This is a genomic window from Streptomyces qinglanensis (genome assembly GCF_900111245.1).
Lineage (GTDB): Bacteria > Actinomycetota > Actinomycetes > Streptomycetales > Streptomycetaceae > Streptomyces > Streptomyces qinglanensis.
In genome coordinates this window covers 222,498-240,649 of the sequence record NZ_FOGO01000004.1, presented here as the reverse complement: position 1 = coordinate 240,649, position 18,152 = coordinate 222,498, and the positions used below count along the sequence as shown (strand labels likewise).

The 18,152-nt window shown below is 75.2% G+C and carries 14 protein-coding genes; 5 read left to right on the top strand and 9 right to left on the bottom strand.

Annotated features, from left to right (window positions below):
- Positions 1–60 precede the first annotated feature (60 nt).
- Positions 61–1,083, top strand: coding sequence for an endonuclease/exonuclease/phosphatase family protein (locus BMX65_RS10875; protein ID WP_074999999.1), 1,023 nt, complete (start codon positions 61–63; stop codon positions 1,081–1,083).
- Positions 1,084–1,115: 32 nt separating this feature from the next.
- On the opposite strand, the gene BMX65_RS10870 is transcribed toward BMX65_RS10875, so the two are convergent.
- The 5 genes from BMX65_RS10870 to BMX65_RS10850 all read right to left on the bottom strand — a co-directional run bounded on the left by BMX65_RS10870 (position 1,116) and on the right by BMX65_RS10850 (position 7,864).
- Complete coding sequence (locus BMX65_RS10870; protein WP_074999998.1) at positions 1,116–2,276, bottom strand: XdhC family protein; 1,161 nt, start codon at positions 2,274–2,276, stop codon at positions 1,116–1,118.
- A 94-nt stretch (positions 2,277–2,370) separates the two neighbouring features.
- Positions 2,371–3,852, bottom strand: a complete 1,482-nt coding sequence (locus BMX65_RS10865) for an NCS2 family permease (protein ID WP_074999997.1) — start codon at positions 3,850–3,852, stop codon at positions 2,371–2,373.
- Between the two features lie 202 nt (positions 3,853–4,054).
- Positions 4,055–6,448, bottom strand: coding sequence for a xanthine dehydrogenase subunit D (pucD, locus tag BMX65_RS10860; protein WP_074999996.1), 2,394 nt, complete (start codon positions 6,446–6,448; stop codon positions 4,055–4,057).
- 1 nt (position 6,449) lies between these two features.
- Positions 6,450–6,968 (bottom strand): (2Fe-2S)-binding protein, encoded by a 519-nt coding sequence (locus BMX65_RS10855; RefSeq protein WP_074999995.1) that lies wholly within the window; start codon positions 6,966–6,968, stop codon positions 6,450–6,452.
- Positions 6,959–7,864, bottom strand: a complete 906-nt coding sequence (locus BMX65_RS10850; protein WP_074999994.1) for an FAD binding domain-containing protein — start codon at positions 7,862–7,864, stop codon at positions 6,959–6,961. Before BMX65_RS10850 ends, BMX65_RS10855 begins: the two co-directional genes overlap by 10 nt.
- Positions 7,865–8,246: 382 nt before the next feature.
- On the opposite strand from BMX65_RS10850, the gene BMX65_RS10845 reads away from it, so the two are divergent.
- Positions 8,247–9,983 carry a PucR family transcriptional regulator gene (locus tag BMX65_RS10845; protein ID WP_074999993.1) on the top strand — a complete coding sequence of 579 codons (1,737 nt, stop codon included), beginning with the start codon at positions 8,247–8,249 and terminating at the stop codon, positions 9,981–9,983.
- 22 nt (positions 9,984–10,005) lie between these two features.
- On the opposite strand, the gene BMX65_RS10840 is transcribed toward BMX65_RS10845, so the two are convergent.
- The 3 genes from BMX65_RS10840 to BMX65_RS10830 form a co-directional block, all read right to left on the bottom strand.
- On the bottom strand, positions 10,006–10,719 hold the full coding sequence (locus tag BMX65_RS10840) for a response regulator (RefSeq protein WP_280528991.1): 714 nt from the start codon (positions 10,717–10,719) through the stop codon (positions 10,006–10,008).
- Between the two features lie 96 nt (positions 10,720–10,815).
- Positions 10,816–12,237 (bottom strand): sensor histidine kinase, encoded by a 1,422-nt coding sequence (locus BMX65_RS10835; protein WP_239501956.1) that lies wholly within the window; start codon positions 12,235–12,237, stop codon positions 10,816–10,818.
- Positions 12,231–13,478 carry a glycosyltransferase family 4 protein gene (locus tag BMX65_RS10830; RefSeq protein WP_079171814.1) on the bottom strand — a complete coding sequence of 416 codons (1,248 nt, stop codon included), beginning with the start codon at positions 13,476–13,478 and terminating at the stop codon, positions 12,231–12,233. Before BMX65_RS10830 ends, BMX65_RS10835 begins: the two co-directional genes overlap by 7 nt.
- Positions 13,479–14,092: 614 nt before the next feature.
- Here BMX65_RS10830 and BMX65_RS10825 point away from each other — a divergent pair.
- Positions 14,093–14,968 (top strand): hypothetical protein, encoded by an 876-nt coding sequence (locus BMX65_RS10825; RefSeq protein ID WP_398761710.1) that lies wholly within the window; start codon positions 14,093–14,095, stop codon positions 14,966–14,968.
- Positions 14,969–14,994: 26 nt separating this feature from the next.
- Here BMX65_RS10825 and BMX65_RS10820 read toward each other — a convergent pair whose 3' ends face one another.
- On the bottom strand, positions 14,995–15,813 hold the full coding sequence (locus tag BMX65_RS10820; protein WP_074999991.1) for a GntR family transcriptional regulator: 819 nt from the start codon (positions 15,811–15,813) through the stop codon (positions 14,995–14,997).
- Between the two features lie 141 nt (positions 15,814–15,954).
- Here BMX65_RS10820 and BMX65_RS10815 point away from each other — a divergent pair, with 141 nt between their 5' ends.
- Together BMX65_RS10815 and BMX65_RS10810 are read left to right on the top strand one after the other, a co-directional pair.
- A complete protein-coding gene (locus BMX65_RS10815) occupies positions 15,955–16,806 on the top strand; it encodes a (2Fe-2S)-binding protein (protein ID WP_075000284.1) in 852 nt (283 codons plus the stop codon).
- A gap of 212 nt (positions 16,807–17,018) precedes the next feature.
- The gene (locus tag BMX65_RS10810; protein WP_074999990.1) at positions 17,019–18,140 is read left to right on the top strand and encodes a DUF2637 domain-containing protein; all 1,122 of its coding nucleotides are present in this window, start codon (positions 17,019–17,021) and stop codon (positions 18,138–18,140) included.
- The last annotated feature ends 12 nt before the right edge of the window (positions 18,141–18,152 follow it).

Genomic DNA, 18,152 nt, shown 5'->3' with positions numbered 1-18,152 from the left:
GCACCACCCCCGGCCGGGGGCTTACGCCCATGTGACGGGAGGTGCGGCATCATCGGAGAGATGTACACGGGGGCCGACACGCGCAGGGACCGGGGCGCGGCAGACGGTGGGACGCGCGGCGGCAGGCGGCGGGCGCGGCGGCATCCCTTCCTGACCGCGCTGTCGGTGCTGACCCTGCTGGTGCTCAGCGTGGCCCTGGCCTTCCGGGCCGGGGACGAGGACGGGCCCACCCCGGTGCCGCAACTGCTGGCGTTCCTGCCCTGGTTCCTGGCCCCGGCCTGGCTCGCGGCGCTGGTCGCGACGCTCTCCCGCCGCTGGCTGGTGCTGCTGTGGGCGCTGGTGGTGCTGGCGGGCACCGGATGGTTCCTGCGCCCCTACGGGCAGCCCGCGCCGGCGGACACGGCCGCCCGGCCGGCGAAGGCCCAGTTCCGGGTGCTGACGGCCAATCTGGACCACGGTGCCGCCACCCGCGACCTGGTGGCGGCGGTGCGCCGGGAGCGCCCGCAGGTCGTCTCGCTGCAGGAATGCGACGCACGGTGCGCGACGGCGCTGCGTGCCCCCGCGCTGCGCGAGGAGTATCCGCACCGCATCATCACCGACGACGGAGGGGCCCGCGGCTCGGCGCTGCTGAGCGTCTATCCGCTGGCGGGCCGCGGCGAGGTACGCGGGCGGCTGGCGATGCCCGGCGCGATCGCGGACATCCACGGCGAGCGGGTCGCCCTCCAGGTGGCGCATCCGATGCCGCCCGAGCCGGGCCGGACGGCGGCCTGGCGGGTGGAGCTGGACCGGCTGCGGGCCGCGGCGGCGGCGCGGGGCAGGCTGCCGACGCTGATCGCGGGCGACTTCAACTCCTCGCAGGACCACGCGGCCTTCCGGGCGATCCTGCGCACCGGCATGCACGACGCGGCCCGCATGCTGGGCAACTCGCGTACCCCCACCTGGCCCACCCGCACCACCCCGGTGCTCGGCGCGCAGCTCGACCACGTGCTGCTGAGCGGTGCGATGCTGCCGGTGGACGGCGAGTTCGTGGATCTTGGCGGCACCGACCACCGTGCCCTGCTGGTGAACGTCAAGCTGTTCTGAGCCCGGCCGCGGCCGGACCCCGCGCGGGGCGCTCAGCCCGCGGCGCGCCCGGCGCCTCCGGTGATCGAGGTGGCGGAGCCGCCGTCGTGGTGGATGGGGGTGTGGGCGCCGTCGAGGGGGACGCCGGTGCCGCCGTGCCGGGCGGCGACGATCTCCGCGGCGATGGACAGCGCCGTCTCCTCCGGGGTGCGGGCCCCCAGGTCCAGGCCGATGGGTGAGCGCAGCGCGGCCAGTTCCAGCGACGTCAGTCCCACCTCGCGCAGCCGCTCCAGCCGGTCCAGATGGGTGCGGCGGGATCCCATGGCGCCGACGTAGGCCACCGGCAGCCGCAGCGCCCGCTCCAGCAGCGGTACGTCGAACTTGGCGTCGTGGGTCAGGACGCAGACGACCGTGCGCGGATCGAGGTCCTGGGAGTCGAGGTAGCGGTGCGGCCAGTCGACGACGACCTCGTCGGCCTCGGGGAAGCGGCCGGGCGTGGCGAACACGGGCCGCGCGTCGCACACCGTCACGTGGTAGCCGAGGAACGTGCCGATCCGGGCCAGCGCGGCGGCGAAGTCGATGGCGCCGAAGACGAGCATCCGCGGCGGCGGGACGCTGGACTCCACCAGCAGGGTCACCGGCCGGCCGCACCTGCTGCCGTCCGCGCCGATGGTGACGGTGGCCGTACGGCCGGCGGTCAGCAGCGCCCGGCCCTCGGCCGCCGCGGTGGCGTCCAGTTCGGGCGCCCCGCCCAGGGCGCCGTGCGGCTGCCCCTCGGCGTCCAGCCGCAGGGCGCCGCCCAGCAGCTCGCCGGGCCCGTCCACGATCCGGACGAGCGCGGCGGTGCGTCCTTCGGCGGCCTCGGCCGCGCTCTCGGCGCACACCGTGCGGGCCGCCGTTCCGGCGCGGACCGGGGTGATCAGGATGTCGATGGTGCCACCGCAGGTGAGACCGACGGCGAAGGCGTCCTCGTCGCTGTAGCCGAAGGTCTGGCGGACGCTCGCACCGGACTCCAGCACCTCCTCGCACAGCGCGTAGACCGCGCCCTCGACGCAGCCGCCGCTCACGCTGCCGACGGCCTCGCCGTCCGCGTCCACGGCCAGCGCCGCGCCCGGCTGCCGCGGTGCGCTGCCGCCCACGCCGACGACGGTGGCGACGGCGAAGTCCCGCCCCTCCTGGCACCAGCGGTGCAGCTCAGCGGCGATGTCCAGCATGTGTCTCTCCTCGGCGGTGATATACGGCCAGGTGGGAGCGGGAACGGCCAGGGGACCGCACCCGCTCCCACCTGAGCGGTTCGTGGAGGGCCGGCTACTTGACCCCCAGCCACTGTTCGATCGGGTTCAGTGCGAAGTAGGCCAGGAAGACGAGCCCCAGTACCCACATCAACCATCCGGGCTCACGAAACTTTCCCTGGACGGCCTTGATCAGAACGTAGGCGATGACTCCGGCGCCGATGCCGGCCGTGATGGAGTAGGTGAACGGCATCAGCACGGTGGTCAGGAAGACCGGGATCGACGTGGCCGGGTCGGTCCAGTCGATGTGCATGGCGTTGGTCATCATCATCGAGCCGATGACGACCAGTGCCGCGGCCGCCACCTGCGGCGGGATCACTTGCGCGAGGGGTGTGAAGAACAGGCAGAGGGCGAAGCCCAGGCCGGTGACGACGCTGGCCAGACCGGTGCGCGCGCCGTCGCCGACGCCGGCGGTGGACTCCACGAACACGGTCTGCCCCGAGGCTCCGGCCAGCCCACCGACCGCGCCGCCGGCGCCGTCGATGGTCAGTGCCTTGTTCAGTCCGGGCATCCGGCCCTGCTCGTCGGCGAGTCCGGCCTGCTGGCCGATGCCGATGATGGTGCCGATCGCGTCGAAGAACCCGGCCAGGACGAGGGTGAAGACGATGACGCCGACGGTGATGCCGCCGACGTCCCCGAGCCCGCTGAAGGAGACGTTGCCCAGCAGTCCGAAGTCCGGCGAGCTGACCAGCGACCCGGTGATCTCCGGGGCGTTCCGGCCGCCCCAGTCCTTCTTGTCCAGGCCCGCGAACTGGTGGACGAGCGCGGCCAGCACGGTGCCGCCGACGATGCCGATGAGGATCGCACCGGGCACCTTGCGCACCTGGAGCGCGAAGATGAGCAGCACGGTGACGGCGAAGCACAGCACCGGCCAGCCGGTGAGCATGTCCGCGGTGCCGAGCTGGATCGGCTTGGCACCGGGCAGTCCGCCGGGGCCGGGCATCGAGGTGACGAAGCCGGCCTGGACCAGGCCGATGAGGCAGACGAACAGGCCGATGCCCATGGTGATGGCGTGCTTGAGCGCCAGCGGGATCGCGTTCATGATCAGTTCGCGGAGTCCGGTGACCACCAGCAGGATGATCACCGCGCCGTAGATGAGGCACATCGCCCAGGCGTTGCCCCAGGTCATCTCGGGCACGACCTGGAACGAGAGCACCGCCGAGACGCTGAGTCCGGCCGCCAGGGCCAGCGGAACGTTGCCGATGATGCCCATCACGATGGTCGTCGCCGCGGCGGCGAACGCCGTGGCCGTGGTGACCTGCCCGCCGTCCAGGGTCTGCTGGTTGACGTCGGGCACCGAGAGGATGACCGGGTTGAGCAGGACGATGTACGCCATCGCCATGAAGGTGGTGATACCGCCGCGTATCTCCCGGCCGTAGGTCGACCCTCTCGCGGAGATGTGGAAGTACCTGTCGAGCCAGGAGCGGCCCGCGGGGATGCGCGAGCCGGGGCCCGCGTCCTCCGCCGACGTCGTCGGCTCCACTGTGGACTGGGTCATTGTGCTGACTCCCAAGGTTCAAAGGGGCACCTCGGCGACTGCCGAGGATTTGGGAAGCACGACCCGGGGGACGGCCCGTGTCCTGCCATGTCCTCGATCCCGCCCCGAGCGTCGGAGAGGCTGCTGCAGCCTCTCCGCCGCTCGGGCCCGGGTTCCGGGGGCGATGCCCCCGAAGCCCCGGTGCCGGCGGGACCGGGGAAGATCACACGTCGACGATGTGCTCCGGACGGACCGGTACGCGCGGCAGTGCGCGCCCGGTCGCGGCCCGGACGGCCGCCAGGACGGCGGGCGTCGACGAGAGGGTCGGAGCCTCGCCGGCGCCCCGCAGCCCGTAGGGCGCGTGCGCGTCGGCGAGTTCCAGCACGTCGACCGGGATGGTCGGCGTGTCGAGAAGAGTGGGGATCAGATAGTCCGTGAAGGACGGGTTGCGGACCTTGGCCCCGGGGTCGACCACGATCTCCTCCAGCACGGCGAGTCCGAGCCCCTGCACGGTGCCGCCCTGGATCTGACCCACCACGGCCTGCGGGTTCATCGCCTTGCCCACGTCCTGTGCGCAGGCCAGTTCGACGACCTTGACCAGCCCGAGCTCGGTGTCGACCTCCACCACGGCGCGGTGCGCGGCGAAGGAGTACTGCACGTGGCCGAAGCCCTGGCCGGTCCGCAGGTCGAAGGCTTCGGTCGGCCGGTGCCGCCACTCGTCCTCGGCCTCGACCGGCTCCTCGCCGAGCACGTCGGCCAGCGATGCCAGCACCTCGCCGCCGTCGGTGACGACCTTGCCGCCCTCCAGCAGCAGCTCGGCCGTCGCCCAGGCGGGGTGGTGGGTGCCCAGCCGCTCCCGCCCGCGCTCCAGCACCTTCTCGCGCACCAGTGCGCACACGTGCTGGACGGCGCCGCCGGTCACATAGGTCTGCCGGGAGGCGGAGGTGGACCCGGCCGAGCCGACCCGGGTGTCGGCCGGCTGGATCGTCACCTGGGTGACGCCCAGCTCGGTCCGGGCGATCTGGGCGTGCACGGTGATGCCGCCCTGCCCCACCTCGGCCATGGCGGTGTGCACCAGGGCCACCGGCTCGCCGCCGACGACCTCCAGCCGCACCCGCGCGGTGGAGTAGTCGTCGAAGCCCTCGGAGAAGCCGACGTTCTTGATGCCGACGGCATAGCCGACGCCCCGCACGACCCCTTCGCCGTGTGTGGTGTTGGACAGCCCGCCGGGCAGCGCGCGGACATCCGGCGCACCGCCGACGGTCTCCCACTGCGCCTCCGGCGGCATCGGCCTGGCCTTGACCCGGCGCAGCAGCTCGGCGACCGGCGCCGGGGAGTCGACGGCCTGCCCGGTGGGCAGCACGGCGCCCTGCGCCATGGCGTTCCGCTGCCGCAGCTCGACCGGGTCCATCCCCAGTTCGGCGGCGAGCTTGTCCATCTGCGCCTCGTAGGCGAAGCACGCCTGCACCGCGCCGAAGCCGCGCATCGCCCCGCAGGGCGGGTTGTTGGTGTAGAGGGCCAGCGCCTCGATCTCGACGTCGTCGACCACGTACGGCCCGACGCTGAGCGAGGCCGCGTTGCCGACCACCGCCGGGGAGGCCGAGGCGTAGGCGCCGCCGTCCAGCACGATGCGGCACCTCATATGGGTGAGCTTGCCGTCCCGGGTGGCACCGTGCTCGTACCGGAGCTTGGCCGGGTGGCGGTGCACATGCCCGAAGAACGACTCGAACCGGTTGTAGACGATCTTGACCGGCTTGCCGGTGGCCAGCGCCAGCAGGCAGGCGTGGATCTGCATGGACAGGTCCTCGCGGCCGCCGAAGGCGCCGCCGACGCCGGAGAGCGTCATCCGCACCTTCTCCTCGGGCAGCCCGAGGACGGGGGCGATCTGCCGCAGGTCCGAGTGCAGCCACTGGGTGGCGACGAAGAGGTCGACCCCGCCGTCCTCGGCGGGTACGGCCAGCCCGGACTCGGGGCCCAGGAACGCCTGGTCCTGCATCCCGACCTCGTACTCGCCGGTGACGACCACGTCGGCGCGCCCGGCCGCCGCCGCGGCGTCGCCGCGCACGATCGGCTGGCGGTGCACGATGTTGGGGTGCGGCACATGGCCCGCGTGGTGGTCGTCCCGGCCCGGGTGGAGCAGGGGCGCATCCGGGGCCGTCGCGGACTCCTCGTCGTGCACGACGGGCAGCTCGCGGTACTCGACCTTGATCTTCGCGGCGGCGCGGCGCGCCGTCTCCGGGTGGTCGGCGGCCACCAGCGCCACGGGCTCGCCGTGGTGCCGGACCCGGCCGTGCGCCAGGACCGGCGTGTCCGGGATCTCCAGGCCGTAGTTCTTCACCGCGGCCGGGAGGTCGTCGTGGGTGAGCACCGCGTACACCCCGGCCTGCCGCAGCGCCTCACCCGTGTCGAGGGAGACGATCTCCGCGTGCGCGTGCGGGCTGCGCAGGGTGCAGCCCCAGAGCATGTCCTCGTGCCACATGTCCGAGGAGTAGGCGAACTCCCCGGTCACCTTGAGGGTGCCGTCGGGCCGCAGCGGCGAGTCGCCGACTCCGGCCCGGGTGCCGGCGCCCTGGCCGAGGGTGGACGGGGCCCCGGCGGGGCCGCTCGGGGGAGCCATCTCAGACCACCTCCCGCGCGCCGCCGGCGTCGGAGCGGGCGGCCGCGAGCCGGACGGCGTCCATGATCTTCTCGTAGCCGGTGCAGCGGCACAGGTTGCCCGAGAGCGCCTCCCGGATGTCCGCGTCCGAGGGCTCCGGGGTGCGCTCGATCAACTCGTCCGCCGCGACCAGCAGGCCGGGGGTGCAGAAGCCGCACTGCACCGCTCCCGCGTCCAGGAACGCCTGCTGCACGGGGGCCAGGTCGCCGGTCCCTGCGGTGCCGTCCCGCTCCCGCGCGTAGGCGGCCAGTCCCTCGACGGTGACCACCTCGCGGCCCTCGGCCTGGCCGGCGGCCACCAGGCAGGCGCAGACCGGCTCGCCGTCCAGGCGGACCGTGCAGGAGCCGCATTCGCCCTGTTCGCAGGCGTTCTTGGAGCCGGGCAGGCCCATTCGCTCGCGCAGCACGTACAGCAGGGACTCGCCCTCCCACACGTCGTCGGCCTCGTGCCGGCGCCCGTTGACGGTGAATGTCACGCGCACTGTGCGCCTCCTTCGGTGGTGCTGCCGTTCCCGGTGGCGCGGTAGCTCTCCCAGGCCCAGCCCAGCGTGCGGCGGGCCATGACGCCCACGGCGCGGCGCCGGTAGGCGGCGCTGCCGCGTACGTCGTCGATCGGGTTGCAGGCGCCGGAGCAGAGTTCGGCGAACTCGCGGGCGACGGCCGGCGGGATCGTCCTGCCGCTGCTCCAGAGGCCGCCCTCCTCCAGCGCCGCGCCCAGGAAGTCCTCCGCGACCCGGGCCCGCAGCGGGGTCGGTGCCGCCGAGCCGATACCGGCGCGGACGGTACGGGTCGAAGGGTGCAGCGCGATTCCGAAGGCGCACACGGCGATGACCATGGCGTTGCGGGTGCCGACCTTGGAGAACTGCTGCGGCCCGTCCGCCTTCCGGATGCGGACGGACCTGATCAGCTCGTCCTCGGCGAGCGCGTTGCGCTTGACCCCCGTGTAGAACTCCTCGACGGGGATCGACCGGGTGCCCCGCACCGAGACCGCCTCGACCTCGGCGCCCGCGGCGAGCAGCGCGGGGTGCGCGTCTCCCGCCGGGGAGGCGGCGCCGAGGTTGCCGCCCACGCTGCCCCGGTTGCGGATCTGCGGGGAGCCGACGGTGCGCGAGGCCAGTGCGAGGCCCGGCAGCTCGCGGGAGAGCCCGTCGATGATCTTCGAGTAGGGCACGGCGGCGCCGAGCCGGACGGTCCCGCCGCCGGTCTCCCACTCGTGCAGCTCCCGGATCCGGCTCAGATCCAGGAGGTGGGTGGGACGACGGTGATCGAAGTTGATCTCGACCATGACGTCCGTGCCCCCCGCGAGGGGCACGGCCGAGGGGTGCTCCGCCTTCGCGGCGAGCGCGTCCTCCCAGCTTGCCGGGCGCAGGAACTGCATGGTGTCTCTTCTCGGTGTGCTGGCGGGGGGGTGCTGGCGGATGCCTGCGCGGGGTGCGCCGCGGCGGGGTGCTTCCCAGCGGGTGCGGCCCGGGAGGGGTGTCTCCGGGTGCGGGGGACGCTGCGGATGCTGTCGGGGGGCGAGGGGTCTCGATGTGTGTCGAGGGGGTGCGGTCAGTACACCGAGAGGTACCCGCTGCGGTGCAGTCACCGAAAACATGAAGCGTTTGGCTGGTCGGCCACCCTGTCTTGTAGATTCAGACGAAAGCAGGGAAGCGGTAACCTCACGGCTTTCTCCCGGAAACACCCCGGTGCCACGACAACGTGCTGCGCACGAACCCACCCACCCGGCAGACGAAACACGAACGGCAGGCGACGAGACGATGCGGCTGCGCGCCCTCCTGGAGAACGACTCGCTGGGCCTCCGGCTCCTCGGCGGCGACGACGAGCTGGACCGGACCGTACGCGGCGTGATGACCACCGACCTGCGCGACCCCAGCCGCTACCTGTCCGGCGGCGAACTGGTGCTCTCGGGGCTGGCGTGGCGGCACGCGCCCGAGGACTCCGAACCGTTCGTCCAGATCCTGGCCACCGCGGGCGTCGCGGGGCTGGCCGCGGGCGAGGCGGAACTCGGCCCCGTCCCGCAGGACCTGGTCGACGCCTGCGCCCGGCACCGGCTGCCGCTGTTCGCGGTGACCGAGTCGGTCGCCTTCGCCACCATCACCGAGCACGTGGTCCGGCAGGTCTCCACCGAGCGCGCCGGGGACCTGGCCGCCGTCGTGGACCGGCACCGGCGGCTGATGTCCTCCGGCCCCGCGGGCGGCGGGCCCGATGTGGTGCTCGACCTGCTCGGCTCCGACCTGGACCTGGCCGCCTGGGTGCTCTCCCCCACCGGCCGGCAGGTCGCCGGTCCCAGCGAGGGACCCCGGCTGCCGCACGCCACCGCCGCCGCCCTGGCGGGCGCGCATCTGGCCGCCGTCCGCGCCGGGCGGCGCGCCCCGCACCGGACGACCGAGAACGGTGCGGCCTACTCGCTCTTCCCCGTCGGCCCGGGCACCGGCGACCCGCGCCGCACCGTCCTCTCGGACTGGCTGCTGGCAGTCGCCGACGACACCGGGGACTGGCCCGCCGAGCGCCTGGACCTGCTGCACGGCGTCACCCAGCTCATCGCGGTCGAGCGCGACCGGCGCGACGCCGCCCGCACCGTGCGCCGCAGGCTGGCCCAGGAGGTCCTGGAGCTGGTGCAGACCGGCGCACCGCCCTCCGAGATCGCCGCGCGGCTGCGCGTCGCCGCGCCCGTCCTGCTGCCGGGGCAGGGTGCGGCTCCCGCCTGGCAGGTGGTCGTGGCCCGCGTGGAGTGGGACGAGCCCGACCCGGCCCGCGCCCTGGACGGCGGGGCGGTCGCCCAGTCCCTGCTGGAGGAGCTTCTGGTGGACCCGCGCACCGGGGGCCCGGACGGCTCGGACCGGATCGCCGTCGCGCACGTCGACGGCGAGGCGATCGCGCTGGTGCCGCTGACCGGCGAGAGCCCGCAGGACGATGTCACCGGGGACGGCGCCGGGGCGCAGGAGGCGGCGGCCGCGGGCGGCGAGGCGCCCGCGCACGCCGGAACGCGCACCGGCGAGGGTCTGCACGCGGAGACGCTGCTGGCCGAGGCCGGGGAACCGCTGGGACGTGCCCTCGCCGACGACGGGCGGCTGACGTTGGGCGTGAGCGCCGCCGTGCACTCCGCGGAGGGGCTGCGAGGCGCCCTGGAGGAGGCCCGGCACGCCCGCCGGGTGGCAGCGGCGCGCCCTGGTGCGGTGCGCGCGGCCGGGCACGAGGAGCTGGCCTCGCACGTGCTGCTGCTGCCGTTCGTCCCCGACGACGTGCGCCGCGCCTTCACCGCCCGGCTGCTGGACCCGCTGCGCGAGTACGACCGCAAGCACCGCGCCGAACTGGTGCCCACCCTGGAGGCGTTCCTGTCCTCGGACGGTTCCTGGACCCGCTGTGCGGGCCGTCTCCACCTGCACGTCAACACACTCCGGTACCGGGTCAGCCGCATCGAGCAGCTCACCGGCCGCGATCTGTCCCGCCTGGAGGACAAGCTGGACTTCTTCCTCGCGCTGCGGATGAGCTGAGCCGGCCGGTCGGCAGCCGCGCTCACGGGTCGGAGGGGTTCCTCCCGCCGGAGGGCGGGACCGCCCGTGCCGCGGCGCCGGTCGCGGTACCGGCGCCCGGGTCGGCCCGGCGCAGAAAGGCCAGAACGGCCAGCACCCGCCGGTGGTCGTCGGGCGCGGGCGGGAGGTCGAGCTTGGCGAGGATGGAGCGGACATGCTTGACGACCGCCGCCTCACTGACGACCAGCGCGCGGGCGATGCCGCCGTTGGAGCGCCCCTCGGCCATCGCGGCCAGTACCTCGCGCTCCCGGGCGGTCAGCCGCCGCAGCGCTGCCGGTTCGCGGTCCGGGGCCAGCAGCCGCCGGACCACCTCGGGGTCGATGACGGTGCCGCCGGCCGCCACCCGCCGCAGCGCCCCGACGAACTCCGCCACCTCGCCCACCCGGTCCTTGAGCAGGTAGCCGACACCGTCGCCGGTGGCCAGCAGGTCCGCCGCGTAGGAGTTCTCGACGTACTGGGAGAGCACCAGCACCGGCAGCCCGGGGTGTTCGGTGCGGAGCCGGAGCGCGGCGCGCAGCCCCTCGTCCCGCAGACCCGGCGGCATGCGCACATCGGTGACGACGCAGTCCGGCGCGTGCGCGGCCACGGCCTCCAGCAGCGCGGGCGCGTCGCCGACGCCCGCGCACACCTCGTGGCCGAAGCGCGCGAGGAGCTGAATCAGCCCCTCGCGCAGCAGTACGGAGTCCTCGGCGAGCACCAACCGCACAGCCGTTCCCCCCTCCTCGTGCTGTTCCCCCGGGGCCACCGATGGCCCCGCGGCCCCCCGATCCAGACGGTTCCCGCCGCCCGCACATCATCGCCGATGCGGGCCTCCGCCGGTCCAGGGCAGCTCCATCCGCAGCAGGGTCGGACCGCCGGGCGGGCTGGAGAGACGCAGCCGTCCGCCGTGCACCGCGAGCCGGTCCGCGAGCCCCGTGAGGCCGGTGCCGCGCGCCGGGTCGGCGCCGCCCCGGCCGTCGTCCCGGACCTCCACCGTCAGCATCCGCCCGCCCCCTACGGTCACTTCGGCGTGTGCGGCGCCGCTGTGCTTGGCCACGTTGGCCAGCGCCTCCGCGGCGGCGAAGTAGGCGGCCACCTCCAGCGCCTCGGCGGGCCGGGCCCCGAGCCGGTCCTCCACCCGCACCGGAAGGGGCGCCCGCTCGGCCAGCGCGCCGAGTGCGGCGCCCAGACCCCGGTCGGTGAGCACCGGGGGATGGAGACCGCGGACGAGGTCCCGCAGGTCGCCGAGGGCGGCACGGGCCTCCTCCTGTGCTTCGGCGACGAGCGCCGGGTCGGCGTCCAGCCGCGCGAGACCCAGCTTCATGATCAGTCCGGTGAGCCGCTGCTGCGCGCCGTCGTGCAGATCGCGTTCGATACGGCGTCGCTCCCCCTCGAACGCGTCCGCCAGCCGGGCCCGGGAGGCGGTCACCTCCGTCAGCCGCGCGTCCAGTTCCCGTTCCCGGCGCGGTCCCACCAGCACGGCCCGGGTGAGCGCCGCCCGCATCCCGGCCAGGCACGCGAGGGTGTAGCAGGCGAGCACCGCGAGGACCGGCGTCAGCAGGAGCCACGGCAGCACCTGGACCGGTTCCGTCAGCACGATGCCCGGCCCGTACTCCACCCGGTCCCCGTCCGCGACGACGAGCAGCGCGAAGGGCTGGCTGACGACCAGTCCGAGCGCCAGCAGGACCGCCGCCAGGTCGAGCAGCGACAGCACCGCGTTGAGCAGCGCGAAGCCGAACTCCGCCCAGGTCGCCGGGGAGGCGGCGCGCCGTCGCAGCGCGCGCAGCCCGCGCCGGATCGCGCTGCCGCGCGCGCTCCCGCCCGCCCCCGCGGGCAGGCGCGGGCGGAGTGGCCGGGTGCCCCGCGGACCGGGCAGGCGCAGTCGGTGCCGTTCCAGTGCGGCGAGGCCGGCGGCCGAGGCGGGGACGCCCAGCAGCACGACCGCACCGACCCCGACCGGCAGGAGGAGCACCCCGGCCATCGTGAGCGCGGCCGCGAAGCAGAGCCAGCCGAGCCCCAGCACGCCGCCGACCAGCAACTGGCGCACCGCACGCAGCGGCCACGTCGAGCACAGGAAGGCCCGGGGCCCGCCCGCGAGCGCCTGCCACACTCCGGAGTCGGCGGCGTCCTGCCGGCCTGCGGCGGCTCCGCCGGTCCCCGGGTGCGCGGCTGCCCCCGGTCCCGCCCGGTCCCCCGCGAACGGCGGCCGCGCCGCCTGCTTCTCGCTGGTCACCACGGATCGACCGTACGCGACAGCAGCGCGCGCAACTGCCGGACCGCGGACTCCCAACTCCATTCCGCCGCGGCCCAGGAGCGGCCCGCCGCGCCCATCGCGGCGGCCGCCCGCGGGTCGGTGAGCAGGCCGGTGAGGCGCTCGGCGACGGCCCGGACGTCGCGGCCGTCGACGAGATACCCGGTCTCGCCGTCCCGGACCGCTTCCGGCACCCCGCCGGAGTTCCCGGCCAGCACGGGCAGTCCGGCAGCTGCGGCCTCCAGACAGACGATGCCCAGCCCTTCGGCCTCCAGGCCGAGCCGGCGGGTGCGGCAGGGCATGGCGAAGACGTCGGCTGCCGCGTAGTAGGGCGGCAGGTCGCCGTGCGCCCGGGACCCGGTGAAGACGACGGCGTCGTCGGGCAGTTCCGGCATCCGCCGCACCAGTCGGCGCAGCGCCCGTTCGCGGGGGCCGGAGCCGACGATCACGAGCGTGGCCCCGGGTACCGCGGCACGCACCCGGGGCATGGCACGGATCAGGGTGTCCTGTCCCTTGCGTCGGACCAGCCGCGAGACGCTGAGCACCACCGCCTTGCCCTCCAGGCCCAGTCGGCGGCGCACGGCCCGCTCTTCGCCGTCCGGACGGAAGCGCGTGCTGTCGACTCCGGGCACCAGCCGGGCCGTGCGGGCGCGCGGGCCGAACGCCGGGGCCGTGCGGGCCCGGGAGTGCGCGGTGAGGTGGGTGACCGTGTCGACGCTGTCGCCGATCCGGCGCAGCAGTCCCCGGGTGCCGGGGAGCGCGGCCCACCACATCTCGTGCCCGTGGGTCGTGGCGACGGAGGGCAGTCCGAGGCGTCCCGCGAGCAGTCCCAGCGGGGCGGCGGCGCCGAACCACACGCGGTCGCATCCGTAGCGGAAGGCCAGCGCCCGGGCCGTCGCGGCCACCCGCGGGGTGGGCAGCAGCGTCCGGGCCCGGTCGCGGACGACGGGGAAGGGCTGCGCGGCGTCGAACGCGTCGGAGCCGGGCTGGGCCGCCGTGTAGACGACGACCTCGGCGGGCGGGAACCGGCGGGCGATCTCGTGGACGAACGTCTCGATGCCGCCTCGGCGGGGCGGATAGTCGTTCGTCACGATCAGCGTGCGCCCGCGGTCCGCGGTCGGGGACCGGTCCCGGTGCGGGCGGACGACCGGACCCGGGGCATCGGTGCCCGGCGGGCCGGACGGCCGGTCGGGGCGGGACGCGCGCGGGTTCGGGTCGTGGGGCATCAGCGGCCTCCGGAGTGCGCCCGCGGGGCGGGCAGGGCGGTGGTGGACGGCGGGTGCCCGGCGCCGGGGCCGCCTGTGAACGCGTGCACGAGGGGCGCGCGAGGACCCGTGCCGAGCGGCGGCATGCGGCGAAGTGCGGGCGCAGGGCCGCACAGGGGCCACTCCGCGCGGCGCCGAGGGGCGCGGCACCGGACGGCCGGCGCGGGGTCCGAGCGGGCGCGGCCGGCGTCCGCGGACCGCTCCACGCCCGGCACGGCGGCGTGCGGAGCGGCCTCGCGGCCGGGACCGGGGAGCGAGTGGGGACGGCGCGCCGGACGGCAGCGCTGGGGCCGGAGGGGCGCCGCGGCCTGCGGCGATGGGGTGCACTCCGCCAGCCAACCGCTGAGCGGCGGGGAGTTCACTGCAGCAGGTTGCCGACCTGGGGTAGAGCAGGCACTACCCCGCCGCTCCCTCCGAAGCGCCGGGAGTCGGGCACTTGTCGATCCGCCGCCGCCGGTAAAACTTTGTGAACTGATTCACACCACCCCCTTGGCCGGGCGGCGCCACCCGTGCTGTGATGCGCTCACATCCGGCTCGACGGCGCGCTTGGGGAGGGCACTGTGGCGGACACCGCCATGTCACGTTCGGAAAGCCTGGATCCGAGAGGCCCGACAGGTCATGGCGGTCCCGCCGGGCCCGGCATGGGCCCGGACAGCCCGCTCGGACAGGCGGTGTGGCGGCTGCGCTCGCGGGGGTGCTGGGAAGACGCGGCAGCGCTGCTGGAGCCGTATGTGCAGGAGCATCCACAGGCGGCCGTCGGCCGGGCCGGCCTGCTCGTCGAACGGTGCATGTACACCGGGGACGGCTGGTCGGCGGCCGAGGACGCGCTGCGGGCCGCCGAAGCGGTGGCGCAGGTGGACGACGACCGCGGGGCGGCGGCCTGCGAACGCGGCCAACTCGCCTACGCGGCGACCGTGCTGGGCGTCCGCGACCGGACCGACGAGGCGCGGGCGGCGCTCGGCCGGGCCGCCGCGCTGCTGGAGCCGGGCGCGCCCGGCCGGGCACTGCTGGACTTCCGGCGCGGGCTGCTGGCGGAGAACCTGAGCGACACCCCGGAGTCGGCCCGCGCCGCCTACCGCAGGGCGCACGCGGGCGCGACAGCGCGCGGAGACCTGCTGCTGTGCTCCTCGACCTGGCGGCATCTGGCCGGACTCGCGGCCCGCGAGGGCGAACTGGCCGAGGCCCGGCACGGTTTCGCCGAGTCGCTGCGGCTGCGGGAGGAGCTGGGGTTCCTCGTCGGCATGGCGCCCGCGCTGGCCTCGCTCGCCGAGGTCCAGCCGGAACCGGAGGCGACCCGGCTGCGCGAGGAGGCCGGTCGGCTGTTCCGGCTGCTGGGCGGCGTGCCCTCCTGGCTCGCCGACCGGCTGCCGGAATCGGAGCGGGGCGAGGAGCGGGACGAACATCCGGCGGGCGGGGCCGCCGCGGAGGGGGCGCCCTCGACCGGGCCGTGATCCGCGCCCGCCCGGCGCGCCGCGCCTCAGAAGTGGCCGCGGACCAGCCGTTCGACGGCGGGATGGTCCTGGTCGGCCAGCGCGTCCAGCAGCGCGAGGTGGTCGGCCGCCTCGGCGAGCAGGTCGGTGGTACGCGGGGCGGGCGCCGCCCGCAGGGCCGACAACTGCGCCCGGCGCTGCACGTCCTCGGCGACGGCGATCAACTGCCGGTTCCCCGTCGGCTCCAGCAGAGCGCGGTGGAAGGCGAGGTCGGTCTCGGCGTAGGCGGTTCGGTCCCCGCACGCGGCCGCCTGCAGGGTGTCGTCCGCGAGCGGCCGCAGCTCGGCCCAGTGGCCGGGGGGCTGGGTGCGGGCGAGCGCCAGGATCGCGGGGACCTCCAGCAGAGCCCGGATCTCGGTGAGTTCGGCCAGGTCGCGGGGGCTGTGCGCGGCGACGCGGAAGCCCCGGTTGGGCACCGTCTCCACGGCGCCCTCGCTCGCCAGGAGCTGCATCGCCTCCCGTACGGGGGTCGGCGAGACACCGAAGCGCTCCCCCAGCGCGGGGGCGGAGTAGACCTCGCCCGGGGCCAGTTCGCCGGAGAGCAGCGCACCGCGCAGGGCCTCGAGGATCTGGTCGCGTACGGAATGGCGCTGCGGCACCACCTTCGGGGCCGCCGGTTCGCAGTGGGTGTGCTCGCCGCGGGCGCTGCCCTCCGCGCGCCGGGGGCGGGCGGCCGACGGCGCGGCGGCACGTCCGGCCGGTCCGGGACCCGCCGGGGCGAGGGGCCGGAGCACGACGGGTGGCGGGGCGGCCGTCGACGGGACGGCAGCGGGCCCCGCAAGTGATTCCGCTCTGCTCTGCTCCATAGGGCCCCCAGCACTCTGCGTACCTGTCTTCGCCATGCAGGCTGCCGTGCACCCTAGGCCGCGGCGACACGAGATCAAACCTCGGGCGTGATCAGTTAAGGTAAGGCTTACCTGCTGATGCTCGTCGATTCGGTGGTCCCCATGACCGTGCCCACCCTCGCCTCCGTAGCCTCTGACGTCTCCCCTTTCCGTGCGGCCTACGCCCGGCTGACCGAGGTGCTCCCGTCGCTGGGTGTGACCGAGACCACGGCTCGTGAACCGCTCCCCGAAGGCCCCGGCTGGGTGCGCGCCGCAGCGCTCGCGACCGGCGGCGAGGCGCTCGACGCCTTCCTCGCCTGGGACGAGGAGCAGATCCTGCGGGACCACGGGCGGCCCGGACGCCCGGACGTCGCCGCCAGCTTCGGACTGCACCGCTACGCCTGGCCCGTCTGCCTGCTGGTCACCGTCCCGTGGTTCCTCCAGCGGCGGGTGCCCCGGCTGCCGGTGGAGGCCGTGGCGATCCAGCGGTCCCAGGGCCGGCTCGCGGTCCGGATCGAGGAGTTCGCCTGCCTGCCGGACGACCCTGCGGCGGCCGCGCCCGGCGCGCGCGTGGTGCCCGGCGAGGAGGCGCTGCGGGCCGAGGTCCGCGACGCGGTGGCCACCCATCTCGCGCCGCTGCTGGAGGGGTTCAGGCCCCGGATGCGGCGCGGCGCGCGGGCACTGTGGGGGATGGTGACGGACGAGATCACCGAGGGACTCTGGTATCTGGGCCACCTGCTGGGCGAGGAGTCGCGCGCACGGGCGGAGGCCGAACTGCTGCTTCCCGGCGCGGTCGCACCCTTCGCCCAGGGTGCGGGCTTCCGCGAGCTGCCCGGACCCGGTGGTGCGGCGCTGACCACCCGCGACCGGGCGAGCTGCTGCCTGTACTACACCCTCCGGCCCGAGGACACCTGCGTCACCTGTCCCCGGACGTGCGACGCCGAGCGAATCGAGCGGATGACCGTGGTGCGCTGAAACGTTCGACTCCGGGTCCCTCTCCCGGCCCCCTGCGCCCCCTTTTCGCGTGCTCTTCCCCCGAAACCCCCCGGCGGGGTGGTGCCCTCCCGTAAGGATGCTCGGGACGAAGCAAGCCAGAGCGCGAGCGCCGTACCGCACTCGCACGCGACGGGGCCTACTCGGCGTCCCCGGCGTGCGCCCGCGGTACCGCGCGGCAAGGGGCACACCCGATGAGACTGACCGACATACCGCTGAACTGGGTGCTGCCGAGCGCCGTGCTGCTCGTCGGCACTCTGGCCGCGGTGCTGGTGATGGCGCGCTCGCGCCGGCACGGCTCCGCCTCCGAGAGCGAGAGCGCGACCGCGCACGGGCAGCCCGACTCCGCGGAGCGGGCCGAGGAGCGGCGCCGCCGCAAGGAGACGCTCTACGCGACGGCCGCCTACCTGCTCCTCTTCTGCTGCGCCGCGGTCGCCGCAGCACTCTCCTTCCACGGACTGGTCGGGTTCGGCAGGCAGAACCTGGGCCTGGGCGGCGGCTGGGAGTACCTGGTGCCGTTCGGTCTGGACGGCGCCGCGATGTTCTCCGCCGTGATCGCCGTCCGGGAGGCCAGCCACGGGGACGCCTCGCTGGGATCGCGCCTGCTGGTGTGGATCTTCGCGGGGGCCGCGGCGTGGTTCAACTGGGTGCACGCGCCGCGCGGCACCGGACACGACGGCGCGCCGCAGTTCTTCGCGGGGATGTCGCTCTCGGCCGCGATCCTGTTCGACCGGGCGCTCAAGCAGACCCGCCGCGCGGCGCTGCGCGACCAGGGCCTGGTGCCGCGCCCGCTGCCGCAGATCCGCATCGTCCGCTGGCTGCGGGCGCCCCGGGAGACGTTCGGGGCGTGGTCGCTGATGCTGCTGGAGGGGGTCGGGACGCTGGACGAGGCCGTCGACGAGGTGCGCGAGGACCGGCGGCAGCACGAGCAGGAACGGCAGCGCCGCAAGGACCAGGAGCGCCTGGACCGGGCCCGGGTCAAGGCCATCAACCGGCAGCACCGCAGGTGGAGCCGGGGACGGGCTGCGGCGGCGCCGCACGTGGAGGTCGAACTCGGCACGCCCGCGCCGTCCGCGCCCTCCGGCGGGGGTGAGCCGTCCGGCGAACTGCCCGCGGTGGCCGCCTCCCCCGTGCCGCCCCGCGGCAGGCCCGCGCTGCAGGCCGTCGGGGACGACGGCGCCTCCGCGCGCGGCCGCCGGGAGGGCGAGCTCACGGCCGGCGAGTCCGGCCGGGAGGGCGGCGAGAAAGGCGCGGCCAGCCCGCGGCTGGACACCCTGGAGGAGAAACTGGCGGAGATCGAGCGGCAGTTCGGCTGATGGTCCGGCATC